The organism is Blastomonas aquatica (assembly GCF_014639875.1).
Classification (GTDB): domain Bacteria; phylum Pseudomonadota; class Alphaproteobacteria; order Sphingomonadales; family Sphingomonadaceae; genus Blastomonas; species Blastomonas aquatica.
Window position 1 is genome coordinate 577,935 of record NZ_BMGD01000001.1, and the last position, 17,460, is coordinate 595,394.

Here is a 17,460-nt window from a genome sequence, read left to right on the forward strand (position 1 = left end):
ACATCGGCTAAAACGGACCCCGCCTGCGACCCTTCCCCAAGGTTGCAGGCGGGGTTTTGTTTTTATGAAGCGGCGCGTTTTACTCCGCCGCCTCCATCGCCACCGAATCGGTGAGCGGGTGGCTGAGCCGGGTGAGCATTTCCTTGGGGCAGACCTGCCAGAATTGCGGAAGGTACCGGTCCCAGTTGCGCAGGATCTCTTGCGCCCACTGGCTGTCGGTACCTTCAATATGGCCTGCGATCAGGCCCTTCAACCGGTCTTCCCAATAGGCGCTGTCGATCCGTTGCCAGATGATCGATTCAGGGTTGGCGTGGCCGGAAAAGCGATCGTTCCGGTCGAGCACGAAGGCCATGCCGCCGGTCATCCCTGCGCCGAAATTGCTTCCAGTTTCACCCAGGATCACTGCCATGCCGCCGGTCATGTATTCGCAGCCATTGGCGCCGCAGCCCTCGACCACCACTTGCGCGCCCGAATTGCGCACTGCAAAACGCTCGCCCGCCTGGCCTGCTGCAAACAGCCTGCCTGCGGTCGCGCCGTACAGAACGGTGTTGCCGATGATCGTGTTGGCATGACTGACCAGGGGCGAGCTGACCGTGGGCCGCACGATGATCGTGCCGCCCGACAGCCCCTTGCCGACATAGTCGTTGGCATCGCCGAACACCTCGAGCGTGATCCCCTGGCACAGGAAGGCACCCAGTGACTGGCCCGCAGAGCCACGCAGGCGGATGCGGACATGGCCCTCATCGAGCGCCTTCATGCCATAGATCCGGGTGATCTCCGCCGAGAGCCGGGTACCGACCGCGCGGTGGGTGTTGCGCACGTTGTAGGTCAGCTGCATCTTCTCGCGCCGGTCGAACACGGGCTTGGCATCCTTGATGATCAGCGCATCAAGGCTGTCGGGCACCGGATTGCGCCAGGTATCGAGGTTGAACCGGCGCTGGTCGCTGGCGACATCGACCTTGGCGAGGATCGGGTTGAGATCGAGATCGTCGAGATGCTCGGCGCCGCGACTGACCTGGCGCAGCAGATCGGTGCGGCCGATGATCTCATCAAGGCTGCGAAAACCCAGCCGGGCGAGGATTTCGCGCACTTCCTCGGCGATGAAGGTCATCAGGTTGATGACCTTTTCGGGTGTTCCGGTGAACTTGGCGCGAAGGCGTTCGTCCTGCACGCAGATTCCCACCGGACAGGTGTTGCTGTGGCACTGGCGCACCATGATGCAGCCCATCGCCACCAGCGAAAGCGTGCCGATGCCGAACTCTTCGGCTCCCAGGATCGCCGCGATCACGACATCGCGTCCGGTCTTGAGCCCACCATCGGTGCGCAACCTGACCCGGTGACGCAGGCCGTTGAGCGAGAGCACCTGGTTGGCTTCGGACAGGCCCATTTCCCACGGCGTTCCGGCATATTTGATGCTGGTCTGCGGGGATGCCCCGGTGCCGCCGACATTGCCCGAGATCAGAATCACGTCGGCATGCGCCTTGGCGACACCCGCCGCGATCGTGCCGATACCCGCAGCAGAGACAAGCTTGACACACACCCGCGCGTGGGGGTTGATCTGCTTGAGATCATAGATCAGCTGCGCCAGATCCTCGATCGAATAGATGTCGTGGTGCGGCGGCGGGCTGATCAACGTCACCCCAGGAGTGGAGTGGCGCAATTTGGCGATGTATTCGGTGACCTTGAAGCCGGGCAACTGACCGCCCTCGCCGGGCTTGGCGCCTTGCGCGACCTTGATCTCGATCTCCTCGCATGCGCCCAGATACTCGGCTGTGACGCCGAAGCGGCCCGATGCAATCTGCTTGATGCCGCTGTTGGCGTTGTCGCCATTGTAGCGGGGCGAATAGCGTTCGGAAGCCTCGCCGCCCTCGCCCGACACCGCCTTGGCGCCGATGCGGTTCATCGCGATCGCCAGAGTTTCATGCGCTTCGGGCGAGAGCGCGCCCAGCGACATTCCAGGCGTCACGAAGCGCTTGCGGATCTCGGTGATCGCCTCGACTTCGTCCAAGGGCACCGCCTTGGGCGCGTAATTGAACTCCATCAGATCGCGAAGGTACACCGGTGGCAGCTGGCGCACGCCTTCGGCGAACTGGAGGTATTGCGAATAGCTGTCCTTGGCGACTGCGGTCTGCAGCAGATGCATCAGGCCGGCCGAATAGGCATGCGCCTCGCCGCCATCGCGCTGCTTGTAGAAGCCGCCGATCGGCAGCCGCGCGACATTGCTGTCCCACGCCATGTCATGCCGCAACTTGGCGTTGAGGTGCAGCGAGGCATAGCCCTCGCCCGAGATCTTCGACGGCATTCCCGGGAAAAGATCGTTGACCAGCGCGCGGCTCAAGCCGACCGCCTCGAAGTTGTAACCGCCGCGGTAGCTCGAGATCACCGCGATGCCCATCTTGGACATGATCTTGAGCAGACCCTCGTTGATCGCCTTGCGGTAATTGGCGACGCAGGTGTCGAGCGACAGGTCGCCGCACAGGCCGCGCGCCTGGCGGTCGGCGATCGAAAGCTCGGCCAGCCACGCGTTGACCGTGGTCGCGCCTGCGCCGATCAGCACCGCGAAATGGTGGGTGTCGAGGCACTCGGCCGAGCGCACGTTGATCGACGAATAGGCACGCAGGCCCTTGCGAACCAGATGCGTGTGCACCGCGGCGGCGGCCAGGATCATCGGCACGCCGACATGGTCCTCGTCCGCACTCTCGTCGGTCAGGAAAATCTCGGTGCTGCCTTCGCGCACCGCCTGTTCGGCCTCGTTACGAATGCGGGTGATCGCAGCGCGCAGCTGCTCGGGGCCGCCATCGGCAGCGAACACGCAATCGATCTGCGCGACGTTCGATCCGAAATCGGCCTTGAGCCGCAGCCAGTCGGCATTGGTCAACACCGGGGTTTCCAGCACCAGCACGCGCTCGTTCTGGCTGTCCTGCTCGAGGATGTTGGCGAGGTTCGAGAACCGCGTCTTGAGGCTCATCACATGCCGTTCGCGCAACGAATCGATCGGTGGGTTGGTGACCTGACTGAAGTTCTGTCGGAAGAACTGCGCGACCGGGCGCGGCTTGGTGCTGACCACCGCGAGCGGGGTGTCATCGCCCATCGATCCGATCGCTTCCTTGGCGTCCTCGGCCATCGGCGCGAGGATCGTCTCCATGTCCTCGATGGTGAGGCCGGCTGCGACCTGCCGCCGGGTGAGTTCGGCGCGGGTCATGTCGGGCAGGCTGTCCGCACCGGCCGGTGCCAGGTCGGAGAGTTGGCGGAAGCCCTTGACCAGCTCGCCATAAGGCTGCTCGGCGGCGATCCGGTCCTTGATCGCGCGATCATGGTAGAAGCGCCCCTCGTGCAGATCGACCGCGATCATCTGGCCCGGGCCCAGGCGGCCCTTCTCGACGATGCTGCTTTCGGGCAGCACGACCATTCCGGTTTCAGACCCGATCACGAGCAGGTTATCGTTGGTAACGCTGTACCGCAGCGGACGCAGCGCGTTGCGATCGACCCCTGCCACCGCCCAGCGGCCATCGGTCATCGCGAGCGCAGCCGGGCCATCCCACGGCTCCATGACGCTGGCCATATATTCGTACATCGCCTTGTGCTCTGGCGGCAGCACCTGGTCGCCCTGCCAGGCCTCGGGCACCAGCATGATCTTGGCGGTGGGGGCTTCGCGGCCCGAGCGGCAGATCGCCTCGAACACCGCATCGAGCGCGGCGGTATCCGACGCGCCAGCGGGGATCACCGGCTTGATGTCCTCGCTGTTCTCACCGAACGCCAGGCTCGCCATCTTGATCTCGTGGCTCTTCATCCAGTTCTTGTTGCCGCGGATGGTGTTGATCTCGCCATTGTGCGCCAGGCAGCGGAAAGGCTGCGCCAGCCACCACTGCGGGAAGGTGTTGGTCGAATAGCGCTGATGGAAGATCGCGATCCGGCTTTCGAAACGCAGATCGGTGAGGTCGGGGTAGAACACCGACAGGCTCTCGGCGAGGAACAGACCCTTGTAGATGATTGATCGGCACGACAGCGAGCAGACGTAGAAATCGTTGATCTGCGCGGCGATCACCTTGTTCTCGATCCGCCTGCGGACAAGATACAGCTGCTTTTCGAACTCGGCGACGTTCTGCTCGTCGGGCATTGGCCCTGCGATCATGATCTGCTCGATCTCGGGGCGGGTGCGCTGCGCCTTGTCGCCGATCACCGAAATATCGACCGGAACCTGGCGCCAGCCGTAAATGGTATAACCCGCCTCGATGATCTCGCTCTCGACGATCGTGCGGCAGGTCTCCTGCGCCTGCAGATCGGTGCGCGGCAGGAACAGCATGCCGACAGCAAGCTTGTTGGGCAGCACCTTGTGGCCACTGTCAGCGATCGCATCGTCGAAGAAGCGCACGGGCAGATCGACATGCAGCCCCGCGCCGTCGCCGGTCATGCCATCGGCATCGACCGCGCCGCGATGCCACACCGCCTTCAAGGCATCGATCGCACTTTCGACGACGCGCCGCGAGGGCCTGCCATCGGTGGCGGCGACCAGACCGACACCGCAGGCATCGGATTCATAATCGGGGCGGTACATGCCCTCGCGGGCAAGGCGTTCGTGTTCCGGGGTGGGAAAGTGCGTCATCGTTCGTGTCTTTCTTCTCGGGCGTCCGGAGCTTTTGCTGCTCCCGGTCCGCCCGGTCATGTCTGCCTCAGGCTGCGATCATCTGTGCGGTGCGTGCCTTGGCTTTCAGATACTTGTGCATATGCTCGGCGACATCGCGGCCATCGCGGATCGCCCAGACCACCAGCGATGCTCCGCGCACGATATCGCCTGCGGCAAACACGCCATCGAGACTGGTCATCATCGACTGATGGTCGACCCGAAGCGTGCCCCAGCGGTTGACCGAGAGATCGTCGCAGCCGAATGCGCCTGGCAGATCTTCGGGGTCGAAGCCCAAAGCCTTGATCACCAGATCGGCGGGGACCGAAAAGTCGCTATCGGGATCGGGCTCGGGTGCGCTGCGTCCCGAGGCATCGGGCGCGCCCAACCGCATCCGGCTGGCGCGAACGGCGCGGGCGTGCGGCGTGCCTTCGACCGCGACGGGACCCGAGAGCCAGACGAACTCGACGCCCTCTTCCTCGGCATTGAGCACTTCGCGCTGCGATCCGGGCATGTTGATCCGGTCGCGCCGGTAGAGGCATTTGACCGACGCCGCGCCCTGGCGGACGGCGGTGCGAACGCAGTCCATCGCGGTATCGCCGCCGCCGATCACGACGACATTCTTGCCTTGCGCATTGAGCGCACCGCTGTCGAAATCGGGCACCTCATCGCCAAAGCCCTTGCGGTTTGAGGCGACGAGAAAATCGAGCGCAGGCACCACGCCATCGGCACCGATGCCGGGCACCTTGATGTCGCGCGCCTTGTACACCCCGGTGGCGATCAGGATCGCGTCGTGCTTGTCGCGCAGATCTTCCATGCTCGCGTCGCGGCCGACATCGAATCCGGTGTGGAACACGATCCCTGCGTCCTCGAGCCTTTTAACGCGGCGCATGACCACGTCCTTTTCGAGCTTGAACCCGGGGATGCCATAGGTCAGCAACCCGCCGGCGCGATCATAGCGGTCATAGACATGGACGTCATAGCCGCCCATGCGCAGATATTCCGCCGCCGTCAGCCCTGCGGGGCCCGCCCCGATGATGCCGACCGACTGGCCGCGCGAACGCCCGACCGCGACCGGCTCGACCCAGCCCTGCTCCCAGGCGGTATCGGTGATGTACTTTTCAACCGAGCCGATGGTGACTGCGCCATGGCCGGAAAATTCGATCACGCAATTGCCCTCGCACAGCCGGTCCTGCGGGCAGATGCGGCCGCAGATTTCGGGCATGGTCGAGGTGAGGTTCGACATTTCGTACGCCTCGCGCAACCGGCCCTCGGCGGTCAGCCGCAGCCAGTCGGGGATATGGTTGTGCAACGGGCAGTGCGTCGAGCAATACGGCACGCCGCATTGCGAGCAGCGCGCCGACTGGGCCTGCGCGGCCTTGCCATCCAAGCGATCGGAAATCTCGTCAAAGTCTTCGGCGCGGGCGCCGGCGTCACGCTTGGGCGGATACGACTGGCCCAGATCGACGAACTTGAGCATCGCCAGCTTCTCGGTCGCCATGGCAGCGCCCTGCGCCATCGTCTTATCTTGTCCGGGCGCGTGCCCGTGTTGCGGAATGTCAGCCATGCCCCACCTGTTGCGAAGATGTTCATACAGCGGCACAGGCATCAGCCCGCCGCGATTGCCGCAGCTTTAGGCCATCACACCACCAGAGTCACGCATTTTTATACCGGTAGGTAAGCGATGCATACCTATATTTCCGGAGCGATCTTTCCTTGTCGCACGCAGCGCCAGAGAGAAGAATATATACATATCAAACCGGTCCCTTTTTTCCCCGAGACAGCGTCCGTGCTTGCCATTAAACGCGGGCGCTCACCAAAACTGAGGCGACGGGCGACATCGGGCCACGTCATATGAAAGCTGATGCGCATGGACTTTATCCAGATGTTGCTGATTGCCATCGTGCAGGGCGTCACCGAGTTCTTGCCGATATCCTCGTCGGGCCATCTGATCCTGCTTCCGGTTCTGACCGGCTATGAAGATCAAGGCCCGATGATCGATGTCGCGGTGCATGTCGGCTCGCTGCTGGCGATCATCACCTATTTCTTCCGCGATGTCTGGGGCCTGGCCCGGGGCGGGTTTGCGACCATCGGCATCGGAAAGGCTCCCGCAGAGCGCCGCCTGTTCTGGTTCATCATCCTGGGCACCATCCCTGCGGTAATGGTCGGGCTTTTTCTCAAGCAGGGGGATTATCTCGAGGGGTTCCGCTCGACCCAGCTCGTCGCCATCAACCTGATCATCTACGGCGTGCTGCTGGGCATCGCCGACCGTCTGGGCCGCTCGGACCGCAGCTATGAGGACATGGGCCTCAAGGACGCGGTGATCGTCGGACTGGCGCAGGCGCTCGCGCTGGTCCCGGGAACATCACGCTCGGGCGTGACAATGACCGCCGCGCGCGTACTGGGCTTCGGCCGCGTCGAAGCGGCGCGTTTCTCGTTTCTGCTGTCGATCCCGGCGGTTGCGGGTGCGGGCGTGCTGATCGTTCCCGATCTGCTCGAGGCGGGGGGCAACATGGCGATCGAAGCACTGATTACCGGTGCACTGACCTTCCTGGCAGCCTTTGGTACCATGGCATTCCTGATGCGCTTTCTGAAACGCGCGTCGATGATGGTGTTCGTGGTTTATCGCATCATCATGGGCGTGGCGCTGCTGATACTGTTCTGAAGGGCGCCCTCGCTTCATCATCGCCGGGCACGATCAGGTGCTGACATCCACGATCGCTTATGGCAGCATCACTGCCAATAGATAGGTGCCACAGCACCAGAGGATCAGGATGGAGGATGACGATGAAGCGGATCTGGAAAACCGGCGTGATGGCGCTCGCGCTCGCGACCCCTATGGCAGCGCAGGCGCAGTTGACCGATGCCGAACGCGCCGCGGTGCTCGCCCGCCTGCCCGCCGATAACGGCAGCGACAGGGCAGATGCGACCCGCGGCAAGATCGCCGAAATCCCCGGCGGTCTGATCCGAACCCCCGATGGCACGACGGTGTGGGATGCCGGCGCGTTCGATTTTCTCAAGGCCGAAACCGCGCCTGCCAGTGTCCACCCTTCGTTATGGCGCCACGCCCAGCTCAACCATATCCATGGATTGTTCGAGATCGTTCCGGGCAAGATCTGGCAGGTGCGCGGCTATGACCTTGCGGTGATGACGATCATCGCTGGCAAGACCGGCTGGATCGTCATCGACCCATTGCTCACCGAAGAGGCCGCCGCTGCCGCGATGGCGCTGACCGAATCGAAAATCGGCAAGCGCCCGATCTCCGCCGTGCTGTTCAGCCATAGCCATGCCGATCATTTCGGCGGTGTCGGCGGCATCATTTCCGCCGATGAGGTCAAAAAGCGCAAGATCCCCATCGTTGCGCCGCACGGCTTTGCCGAGGAAGCGGTCAGCGAGAACGTGCTCGCGGGCAACACGATGACGCGGCGCAGCGCGTACATGTTCGGGACCGCGCTGGCTCCAAGCGCTGAAGGGCGGGTCGACAACGGTCTGGGAACCGGGCTTTCGGTCGGCACCACCGGCTACCTTGCGCCCAACATGCTGATCGGGCCGGAAGGCGGTCTCAAGACCATCGATGGCGTGCGGTTCGACTTCATGGATGCTGCCGGGACCGAGGCGCCCGCCGAATTCCTGTTCTATCTGCCCGATTTCAAGGTGCTGCACACCACCGAGGTTTCGGTCAAGACGCTGCACAACATCCTGACGCTGCGCGGCGCGCAGGTGCGCGATGCCTTGCGTTGGTCGAAGATCATCGACAACGCGCTAGTCAAATGGGGCGATGACGCCGAGATTCAGATCGCATCACACAACTGGCCGACCTGGGGCCAGCCGCGCGTTGCGGCCTATCTGGAGAACCAGCGCGATGCCTATCGCTATGTCCACGACCGCACCTTGGGCCGCGCCAATGCGGGCATGACGCTGCACGAGGTCGCCGATGGCATCGCCGAACCATCCGCGCAGCAACAGACGTTCGCCTCGCGCGGCTATTACGGCACGGTCAACCACAACATGAAGGCGACCTATCAGCGCTATTTCGGCTGGTGGGACGGGATACCGGCCAATTTCAACCCGGTGCCTCCGGTCGCAGCGGCCAAGGGCTATGTCGAGCTGGCCGGCGGCGCGGACGCGCTGCTCGCGGCGGGCCGGAAGGCGCAAGGCGCGGGCAACCACCGCTGGGCCGCCGAACTGCTCAACCATCTGGTATTTGCCGATCCCGCCAATGCCGCAGCCAAGGCGGCGCTGGCCGACAGCTATGAAGCCCTGGGCTTTGCCGCCGAATCCGCAGTGTGGCGCAATTACTATCTGGCAGGCGCGGCAACGTTGCGCGGCACCGAGCTGCCCCGGAGCGGCGCGAGCACCCAGAGCCGCAGCTTCATCAGCGCGATTCCGACGGCCGAGTTCTTCGATGCGCTGGCGACAAGGTTCGCCGCCGAGCGATCGGGGAATATGCGGGCAAAGATCAACTTCATCCTGCCCGACACCAACGAGACGCTGGGGATCATCGTCAACGGCGATGTCGAGATCCCGCGCTACGGCGCGACACTCGCCAACGCCAACGCCACCGTCACATTGAACCGCAAGGATTTCGACGCCATCGTGCTCGGCGAGACTGATTTTCCGAAACTGATGCAATCAGGCGCGATGAAGATCGACGGCGATTCAGCGCTGTTCCTGCGCTGGCTGATGCTCCACCCGCCGTTCGACTCGGGCTTTGCGGTGGTGACGCCGTGAGGATAGCCATCCGCGAGCCTACCCCATTCCCGTTCAGCCTGAGCCTGTCGAAGGCCCCGCGCTATGGGTTGCCAAACAATGCGATCGTTTTCCGGCGAAAGCCGGAATCCAGAGTGTTTACAGCAAAACGTCGCCCCTGGGCTCCGGCTTTCGCCGGAGAACGGCTTTACCTGTAGCTCGAACACGCGCGCGTGGCCTTCGACAGGCTCGGGCCGAGCGGAGTTTGGGTACAGGAATGCAGGAGAACTCCTACCGCTCAAACCGGTCGATCACCCACGTCTCCGCCAGCGCGGCCTCGGTCCACTGCGCCATCCATTCATGGCCCATCACCGCATCGCTATACGCCTGGGCAAAGCCGGGGAGCGTAAAGCCATAGGTTTCGAACCGGCTGATGACAGGCGCGAACATGATGTCGGCCGCGCCGAAGCTGCCGAACAGGAAAGGCCCGCCCCGCCCCCAGCGCGCGCGCGCCTCTGCCCACAAAGTCAGGATGCGCATCGCGTCCTGGTGCGCTTCGGGGCTGACCGGCACATCGGTATGCCGCGCGCGCATGTTCATGCTTAACTCGCGGCGCAGCGCCAGATAACCGCAATGCATTTCGGCGGCCATCGAACGGGCAAGGCCGCAGGCGACCGGGTCCTTGGGCCAGAAACGGTCGCGGTGGGTCTTGTCCGCCAACCAGTCGATGATGGCGAGCGAATCCCACACCACCGCTTCGCCATCCCACAACACCGGAACCTTGCCGGCAGAGGGCTGAAATTCCTCGCGCTGACGGGTCTCGGCCCAGGCATCGTCATACAAGGGCACGACGATTTCTTCGAAGGGCAGGCCCGACTGTTTGCACGCCAGCCAGCCACGCAGCGACCAGCTCGAATAGTTCTTGTTGCCGATGTACAGTTTCATAAGTGCCCCTCGTGATGCCACCGGAATTGCGTTCGTTCTCCGGCGCACGCCGGAGCCCATGAGTCAGATCACACTGCTGTCGCCCTAGGTTCCGGCTTTCGCCGGAAAACAGCGTGTCTGACGGACCCTATTCGCTGATCGAATCCATCACGAAGCCGCGCAGTTCGTCAATCCCCATCCGCTTTTCGGACGAGGTGATGATGACGTCGGGGAAGGCGGCGGCGTGCTTGCGGGCTTCGGCGCGGGTGGCATCAGCGACCTTTTCCAGATCGCTTGCCTTGATCTTGTCGGCCTTGGTCAGCACCAGCCGATAGCTGACGGCAGCTTCGTCGAGCATCTTCATGACGTCGAGATCGACTTCCTTGACCCCGTGGCGGCTGTCGATCAGCACCAAAGTGCGCTTGAGCACCGCGCGGCCGCGGAGATAGTCGTTGATCAGGAACCGCCATTTCTTGACGACATCCTTGGGCGCCTTGGCATAGCCATAGCCCGGCATATCAACCACGCGGAAGCGTACCGGATCGCCGACTTCGAAGAAGTTCAGCTCTTGCGTGCGGCCCGGGGTCACCGAGGTACGCGCGATCGCCCGCCTGCCGACCAGCGCGTTGAGCAGCGAGGACTTGCCGACGTTCGAACGCCCCGCAAACGCGATTTCGGGCACCGCAGGCGGCGGCAGGAATTCAAGCGCAGGGGCCGATTTGAGGAACGTCACCGAGCCCGAGAACAGCCGGTTGGCTTCCTGTAGCAGCGGGTGGACTGCGGGCTTGGCTTCGTCATCCATGGTCATCGTCCATTCCTTCGTCATTCCCGCGCACGCGGGAATCCCGCTTTTGCGCCAACGCTAAGACAGGTAGCGGGACCCCCGCCTGCGCGGGGGTGACGAGAATTGTGGCAGCATTCACGCCTTGCTCTTGTCCTTCTCGGCCTTGGCCGCCTTGGCCGCCGCCTCTTGCGCGGCGAGCTCCTTGAGCTGCGGATGGCGGCTGTACAGCCACTTCTGCTGCGCGATGGTCAGGATGTTCGACATCGCCCAGTACAGCTGCAGGCCCGCCGCAAACGGCGCCATCACGAACATCAGCACCCACGGCATGATCGAGAACACCTGCTGCTGCACGGGATCCATCGGCGCGGGATTGAGCTTGAACTGCAGCCACATCGTGACGCCCAGGATGATCGGCAGGATGCCGATGGCGATCATGCTCGGCGGATCGAACGGCAGCAGGCCGAACAGGTTGACCGGGGTCAGCGGATCGGGCGCGGACAGATCCTTGATCCACAGTGCGAATGGCTGATGTCGCATTTCGATCGCCAGCAGCAGCACCTTGTACAGCGCGAAGAACACCGGAATCTGCAGGAACATCGGTAGGCATCCGGCGAGCGGATTGACCTTTTCCTTCTTGTACAGCTCCATCATCTCGGTCTGGAGCTTCTGCTTGTCGTCCTTGTAGCGCTCCTGCAGCGCCTTCATCTTGGGCTGCACCGCGCGCATCTGCGCCATCGAGGCGAACTGGCGCTGCGCGATGGGGTACATCAGACCGCGGATGATGATGGTGAGCAGGATGATCGCCACGCCGAAGTTGCCGACCTGCTCGAACAGCCAGTTGAGCAGCTTGAAGATCGGCTTTTCGAACCAGATGAACCAGCCCCAGTCGACCGCACGGTCGAGCAGCTTGATATCCTTGGCATCAACATAATCGTCGAGCAGCTCGGTTTCCTTGGCACCGGCAAACAGCATCGAGTTGGTCTCGATCATCCTGCCGGGCGCGACCACCGTGGTGTCGAACAGCAGTTCGGACTGATAGAGCTGGCCGCCGAGCGACCGGAAATTGCCTGCCATCTTGCTGGTCGAGCCAGGCGCGGGGATCAGCGCAGACAGCCAATAGTGGTCGGTAAAGCCCAGCCAGTCGATGTTGCCGCCATATTCGACAAGCTTTGTGGGGCTTTCGTCGAGATCGTCATAATGCACGTCGAAATCGGCGACATCGTCGAACACGCCGATCGGGCCATTGCGGACCGTCCAGGTGCTGGGGTCGGCATTCGCACTGGTGCGGTTGATCAGGCCCAACGGCCGGACGATCGCAGGCGTGGCACCCGAGTTGATAAAGCGCTGGGTGACGGTGATCAGGTAGTTGGCATCGATCGCATAGACGATCTCGAAACGCTGTCCGGCAGGGTTGGTCCAGCGCAGGGTGATCGGGGTGGCAGGCGTCAGCGTGCCGCCGCTCGGGGTCCACACGGTCTGGCTGGTCGGGGTGGCCACGCCTTCGCCAATCCAGCCGAACTGCGCGAAATACTGGTCTGCCGTACCTGCGGGCGAGAACAGGTGGACAAGGTCGCTGTCCTTGTCGAGCCGCTCGCGGTAGTCCTTGAGCACGATGTCATCAAGGCGCGCGCCGGTGAGGTTAATCGAGCCGCCGACGCGCGGCGCATCGATCGTGACGCGGGTGCTGTCGGCAAGCACGGCGGTGCGGCTGCGGATGACCTTGGAGGCGCTCCCGGTATCGGGAACGGTGCCGGCGACGGTGCCCGATGTGGCGCCGGTTCCGGGTGCAACGGGATCGAGACCGGGGCGCGGCGCGTTCGCCACATCTTCGACGGTCGCTGGACGCGCTGGATAGAACACCTCCAGCGCATAAGGCCATCCGAACAGAATCAGGGCCATCAGGGTGATGGCCAGGATGACGTTACGCTGATTCTCCACGCTTCAAACCTCGTTCCGGTAATGCATTCGGGGGCGCCTCATGTGCGCGTCAGGGCACCGGATCATGGCCGTGCCCGCCCCATGGGTGACAGCGCAATAGCCGCTTCGTCGCCAGCCAGCCACCCTTAATCGCACCATGGCGATTCAGCGCCTGAATGGCGTATTCCGAGCAGCTTGGGTCATAGCGGCAGGCAGGCGGCAGGATCCGTGATGGCCCCAGTTGCCAGCCCCTGGCGATCCAGATCAGGACGTGCTTCATCGCGAGCGCTTACCGCCGCCGGGGCTTGCCGCGCGGCGGGCGGCGATCGGCCGAGGCCTTGCCATCGCGCACCCGTTCGAGCGCGCGCACCAGATCGGCCTGCATCACCGCAAACTCGCGGGTCATCGCCTCGTCCCGCCCGATCAGCACATGATCCGCGCCGGGCAAGCCGTGGGTCTTGAGCACCTCGTGTACCATCGCACGAAAGCGTCGCTTGATTCGGTTGCGGACCACCGCGTTGCCGATCTTCTTGGTGACGGTGTAGCCGACGCGCGTCTGTGCGCTGTCATCGCCGCGCTGCTTGACCAGCAGCACGAACGCAGGCGTTCCAACCCGCAGCCCGCCATTGGCGCTGAGAAAATCCGATCGCAGACGCAGCACTACGGGCGCGCCGGAGGTATCCGGAGCGCCCGTCGATGCGGTCAGACTGAATGATGAATCAGCAGCTACGCCCGAATCTCCGGGCGCCGACTGATCCACAGCCCCGATCAGGCGCTCAGGCGCTTACGGCCACGGGCACGACGGGCGCGCAGAATGGCGCGACCACCGACGGTCGAGGTGCGCTGACGGAAGCCGTGACGACGAGCGCGCACAAGGTTGCTGGGCTGAAATGTGCGCTTCATGCGGCACTCCTGAAAACTGTGACCCGAAAACCGGGTGTGATGATGGTGGTCGATTCGCCGCAAGCTACAGCCGATGCCGAGCCCGCGAAAGCAGGCCGCATACGTTTGGGGGCAGGCAAAGTCAAGCGATCCAAGCGCCGCCCGCGCCATTTCCGGCGCCGCGACCGGTGCTTCGATCAGCCCGCCGCCGCCTCGCATACGGTCAGGATGCTCACCAGATTCCCGATCGGGCTTACATCACGCAGCGCACGCGCCAGCGCCAGGTTTCGCGCCGCCTCGTCTGAAAGGCCGGCGGCCTGATACCGCTCCGGGGTCAATCGCGCGGTCAGTTTGGTTTCCAGCGCCTGCAGCCGCGTCACGAAGGCCTCGCTCCCGGTATCGTCGAGGTCGCCCTGCGCCATATCGGACAGGTACATGGTCAGCGCGAGGCACTGCATATCGCGCGCAAATGGATCGGAAGGCAGCGTTATCGTGCGCCTGGAACTGATCAGGGGATAGCGGTTGGCGCATTGCGGCAGCATTGCCGGGGCATCGGTTGCCAGCGTATCCAGATTGGGCGGCGGCGCTGCGACCAGCTCTTCAACCTTGTCGACGAAGCCATCGGGCGCGTCGGCGGTCGCGGTGCGAGCGGCGTCGAACAGGAACCACATCGCCTCGGCCATCGGCTCGGCCTGGCCGCGGCCGGTCAATACCGCGGAATAAAAGCACATGATCGCAGCATCCTGCGAGCTTGCAGGCAGCTGCGGTGCGGGTTGCGCCTGCGCCCCTTGAATACCGGCAAGGGCCAGCGCCGCGCCAATCAGCGCGACCCCGGCCCTTGCACGAAATCCTGAGGCAGGCGCGATCATGCAGCCAGTTTGCGCAGCACGTAGTGCAGGATGCCGCCGTTCATGAAGTATTCGAGCTCGTTGGCGGTATCGATCCGGCACAGCGCCTCGAAGTTGAAGGTGGTGCCATCGGCGCGGGTGACCTTGACGGTGACCTGCTGGCGCGGCTTGATATCGGCGACGCCTTCGATAGTGAAGCTGTCGTCACCGGTCAGGCCCAGCGTCTCGCGGGTATCGTCGCCCTGGAACTGCAGCGGCAGCACGCCCATGCCGACGAGGTTCGAGCGGTGGATACGCTCGAAGCTTTCGACGATCACCGCGCGGACGCCGAGCAGGTTGGTGCCCTTGGCCGCCCAGTCGCGCGACGATCCGGTGCCGTATTCCTTGCCCGCAATCACCACCAAAGGCGTGCCATCGGCCTTGTGCCGCATCGCGACGTCGTAGATCGGCATCACTTCCTGGCCATAGCGGCTCATGCCGCCCTCGATGCCGGGGACCATTTCGTTGCGGATGCGGATGTTGGCGAAGGTGCCGCGCATCATCACGTCATGATGGCCACGGCGCGCGCCATAGCTGTTGAAGTCCGCACGTGCGACCTGATGCTCCATCAGCCACTTGCCTGCGGGGCTGTCGGCCTTGATCGAGCCTGCGGGCGAAATGTGGTCGGTGGTGATCGAATCGCCGAGGATTGCCAGCGGCTTGGCCTCGATGATGTCGCTGACCGGTTCGGGGGTCATGCTCATGCCCTCGAAATACGGGGGGTTGGCGACATAGGTCGATCCGGCGCGCCAGTTGTAGGTGTCCGATCCTTCGACATTGATCGCCTGCCAATGCTCGTCGCCCAGATAGACGTTGGCGTAGCGGGCCTGGAACATTTCGCGGTCCATGCAGGTCGCGATGGTGTCCGAGACCTCAAGGTTGGTTGGCCAGATGTCCTTGAGATAGACATCGTGCCCATCGGTCGCCTGGCCGATCGGGGTGGTGGTGAAATCCTCGATCACCGTTCCCTTGAGCGCATAGGCGACGACCAGCGGCGGGCTCGCGAGGAAGTTGGCGCGCACGTCGGGCGAGACGCGACCTTCGAAGTTGCGGTTGCCCGAGATCACGGCGGCAGCGACCAGGCCGTTCTCGTTGATCGCCTTGCTGATCGGCTCGGCGAGCGGGCCCGAATTGCCGATGCAGGTGGTGCAGCCATAGCCGACAAGGTTGAAGCCGATATTGTCGAGATGCGGCTGCAGGCCCGACTTGTTGAAATAGTCGGTGACCACCTGCGATCCCGGTGCCAGCGAAGTCTTGACCCAGGGCTTGGGCTTGAGGCCCAGCTCGTTCGCCTTCTTGGCGACCAGCCCTGCGGCGATCATCACGCTGGGGTTCGAGGTGTTCGTGCACGAAGTGATCGCGGCAATCATCACGTCGCCATCGCCGATGTCATAATCCTTGCCCTCGACCGCGACGCGCATGTTGGCGCGCTTGTAGGTGTCGGCCATGTCCTTGGCGAACACATCATCAACCTCGGTCAGATCAACGCGATCCTGCGGGCGCTTGGGGCCGGCGAGCGAGGGAATGACGGTCGACAGGTCGAGCTCGAGCGTGCTGGTGAACACCGGATCGGCGGCATCGGGGTGGATCCAGAAGCCCTGCTCCTTGGCATAGGCCTCGACCAGCGCCAGCGCGTCTTCATCGCGGCCGGTGAGCCGCATGTAATCGAGCGTCTTGTCGTCGATGCCGAAGAAACCGCAAGTCGCGCCATATTCGGGCGCCATGTTGGCCAGCGTCGCGCGATCGGCGAGGCTGAGCGAAGCCAGGCCCGGGCCGAAATATTCGACAAAGCGGCCGACCACGCCATGCGAACGCAGCATGTTGGTGCAGGTCAGCACCAGGTCGGTCGCGGTCACGCCTTCGTTGAGCGATCCGGTGAGCTTGAAACCGACGACCTCGGGGATCAGCATCGAGACCGGCTGGCCGAGCATCGCAGCTTCCGCCTCGATCCCGCCGACGCCCCAGCCGAGCACGCCGAGGCCGTTGATCATCGTGGTGTGGCTGTCGGTGCCGACGCAGGTGTCGGGATAGGCGACTGTCGCGCCGGTCTCGTCGGTGCTGGTCCACACCGCCTGTGCGATGTTCTCAAGGTTCACCTGGTGGCAGATACCGGTGCCTGGGGGGACCGCCTTGAAGTTGTCGAGGCTCTTGGAACCCCACTTCAGAAAGTCGTAGCGCTCGCCGTTGCGGTAATATTCGATCTCGACATTCTGTTCGAACGCCTTGGGGTGGCCGAATTCATCGACCATCACTGAGTGGTCGATCACCAGATGGACGGGGACGAGCGGGTTGATCTTGCTGGTATCACCGCCCAGCGTGGCAATAGCATCGCGCATCGCGGCGAGATCGACCACGCAGGGAACGCCGGTGAAATCCTGCAGCAGCACGCGCGCGGGGCGATACTGGATCTCGGCGCTCGACACGCGGTCCTTCTGCCAGTCGACGATCGCCTGCGCATCGGCAACCGAAACGGTGAAACCGCCATCTTCGAAGCGCAGCATGTTCTCGAGCAGCACCTTCATGCTGAACGGCAGCCGCGAAATGTCACCCAGCTTTTCCGCCGCCTTGGCGAGCGAGTAATACGCGATGGACTTGCCGCCCACCTCCATGGTCGCACGGGTGCCGAGCGTGTCGTGTCCAACAGCGGTCATAGGGAGTCCCTTCCAAGAGTAACAATGTGTTCTGGCGCCGCAGCGGCACCCAAGTGTGTGACGGTTCGCACCGGAAGGCCGGATTGGGGACGCGCGCGACCATTT

General features: G+C 63.6%; 12 protein-coding genes. 2 read left to right on the forward strand and 10 right to left on the reverse strand.

The window, feature by feature from the left end:
* Positions 1 to 79: 79 nt before the first annotated feature.
* Together gltB and IEW00_RS02695 are read right to left on the reverse strand one after the other, a co-directional pair.
* Positions 80 to 4,603, reverse strand: coding sequence for a glutamate synthase large subunit (gene gltB / locus IEW00_RS02690; RefSeq protein WP_188512800.1), 4,524 nt, complete (start codon positions 4,601 to 4,603; stop codon positions 80 to 82).
* Positions 4,604 to 4,670: 67 nt separating this feature from the next.
* Positions 4,671 to 6,101, reverse strand: a complete 1,431-nt coding sequence (locus tag IEW00_RS02695) for an NAD(P)-dependent oxidoreductase (protein ID WP_373282574.1) — start codon at positions 6,099 to 6,101, stop codon at positions 4,671 to 4,673.
* A gap of 384 nt (positions 6,102 to 6,485) precedes the next feature.
* Here IEW00_RS02695 and IEW00_RS02700 point away from each other — a divergent pair, with 384 nt between their 5' ends.
* Together IEW00_RS02700 and IEW00_RS02705 are read left to right on the forward strand one after the other, a co-directional pair.
* Entirely contained in the window at positions 6,486 to 7,286 is an 801-nt protein-coding gene (locus IEW00_RS02700) for an undecaprenyl-diphosphate phosphatase (protein WP_229736766.1), read from the forward strand.
* A gap of 116 nt (positions 7,287 to 7,402) precedes the next feature.
* Positions 7,403 to 9,352 carry an alkyl/aryl-sulfatase gene (locus IEW00_RS02705; protein ID WP_188512802.1) on the forward strand — a complete coding sequence of 650 codons (1,950 nt, stop codon included), beginning with the start codon at positions 7,403 to 7,405 and terminating at the stop codon, positions 9,350 to 9,352.
* Positions 9,353 to 9,601: 249 nt separating this feature from the next.
* Here the strand turns inward: IEW00_RS02705 and IEW00_RS02710 are convergent, their stop codons facing one another.
* From IEW00_RS02710 to acnA, 8 genes are all read right to left on the reverse strand, one after another.
* Positions 9,602 to 10,255, reverse strand: coding sequence for a glutathione S-transferase family protein (locus tag IEW00_RS02710; protein ID WP_188512803.1), 654 nt, complete (start codon positions 10,253 to 10,255; stop codon positions 9,602 to 9,604).
* 127 nt (positions 10,256 to 10,382) lie between these two features.
* Positions 10,383 to 11,042: a ribosome biogenesis GTP-binding protein YihA/YsxC gene (gene yihA, locus IEW00_RS02715; RefSeq protein WP_373282559.1), complete on the reverse strand. Its 660-nt coding sequence runs from the start codon at positions 11,040 to 11,042 to the stop codon at positions 10,383 to 10,385.
* Positions 11,043 to 11,153: 111 nt separating this feature from the next.
* Positions 11,154 to 12,956, reverse strand: coding sequence for a membrane protein insertase YidC (gene yidC / locus IEW00_RS02720; protein WP_188512804.1), 1,803 nt, complete (start codon positions 12,954 to 12,956; stop codon positions 11,154 to 11,156).
* Between the two features lie 49 nt (positions 12,957 to 13,005).
* A complete protein-coding gene (gene yidD, locus IEW00_RS02725; RefSeq protein ID WP_188512805.1) occupies positions 13,006 to 13,215 on the reverse strand; it encodes a membrane protein insertion efficiency factor YidD in 210 nt (69 codons plus the stop codon).
* Between the two features lie 9 nt (positions 13,216 to 13,224).
* Positions 13,225 to 13,596, reverse strand: coding sequence for a ribonuclease P protein component (rnpA, locus tag IEW00_RS02730; protein ID WP_188512806.1), 372 nt, complete (start codon positions 13,594 to 13,596; stop codon positions 13,225 to 13,227).
* Positions 13,597 to 13,703: 107 nt separating this feature from the next.
* On the reverse strand, positions 13,704 to 13,838 hold the full coding sequence (rpmH, locus tag IEW00_RS02735) for a 50S ribosomal protein L34 (protein ID WP_188512807.1): 135 nt from the start codon (positions 13,836 to 13,838) through the stop codon (positions 13,704 to 13,706).
* Positions 13,839 to 14,014: 176 nt separating this feature from the next.
* Positions 14,015 to 14,686 (reverse strand): hypothetical protein, encoded by a 672-nt coding sequence (locus IEW00_RS02740; protein ID WP_188512808.1) that lies wholly within the window; start codon positions 14,684 to 14,686, stop codon positions 14,015 to 14,017.
* On the reverse strand, positions 14,683 to 17,355 hold the full coding sequence (gene acnA / locus IEW00_RS02745) for an aconitate hydratase AcnA (RefSeq protein WP_188512809.1): 2,673 nt from the start codon (positions 17,353 to 17,355) through the stop codon (positions 14,683 to 14,685). Before acnA ends, IEW00_RS02740 begins: the two co-directional genes overlap by 4 nt.
* Between the last annotated feature and the right edge of the window lie 105 nt (positions 17,356 to 17,460).

What these genes read in the sequence shown, in the direction of transcription:
- rpmH (WP_188512807.1), bottom strand. Translation starts at nt 13,838, where the DNA reads ATGAAGCGCACATTTCAGCCCAGCAACCTTGTGCGCGCTCGTCGTCAC.
- yidD (WP_188512805.1), bottom strand. Translation starts at nt 13,215, where the DNA reads ATGAAGCACGTCCTGATCTGGATCGCCAGGGGCTGGCAACTGGGGCCA.
- gltB (WP_188512800.1), bottom strand. Translation starts at nt 4,603, where the DNA reads ATGACGCACTTTCCCACCCCGGAACACGAACGCCTTGCCCGCGAGGGC.
- IEW00_RS02705 (WP_188512802.1), top strand. Translation starts at nt 7,403, where the DNA reads ATGACGATGAAGCGGATCTGGAAAACCGGCGTGATGGCGCTCGCGCTC.
- acnA (WP_188512809.1), bottom strand. Translation starts at nt 17,355, where the DNA reads ATGACCGCTGTTGGACACGACACGCTCGGCACCCGTGCGACCATGGAG.
- IEW00_RS02740 (WP_188512808.1), bottom strand. Translation starts at nt 14,686, where the DNA reads ATGATCGCGCCTGCCTCAGGATTTCGTGCAAGGGCCGGGGTCGCGCTG.
- IEW00_RS02710 (WP_188512803.1), bottom strand. Translation starts at nt 10,255, where the DNA reads ATGAAACTGTACATCGGCAACAAGAACTATTCGAGCTGGTCGCTGCGT.
- IEW00_RS02695 (WP_373282574.1), bottom strand. Translation starts at nt 6,101, where the DNA reads ATGCTCAAGTTCGTCGATCTGGGCCAGTCGTATCCGCCCAAGCGTGAC.
- yihA (WP_373282559.1), bottom strand. Translation starts at nt 11,042, where the DNA reads ATGACCATGGATGACGAAGCCAAGCCCGCAGTCCACCCGCTGCTACAG.
- IEW00_RS02700 (WP_229736766.1), top strand. Translation starts at nt 6,486, where the DNA reads ATGCGCATGGACTTTATCCAGATGTTGCTGATTGCCATCGTGCAGGGC.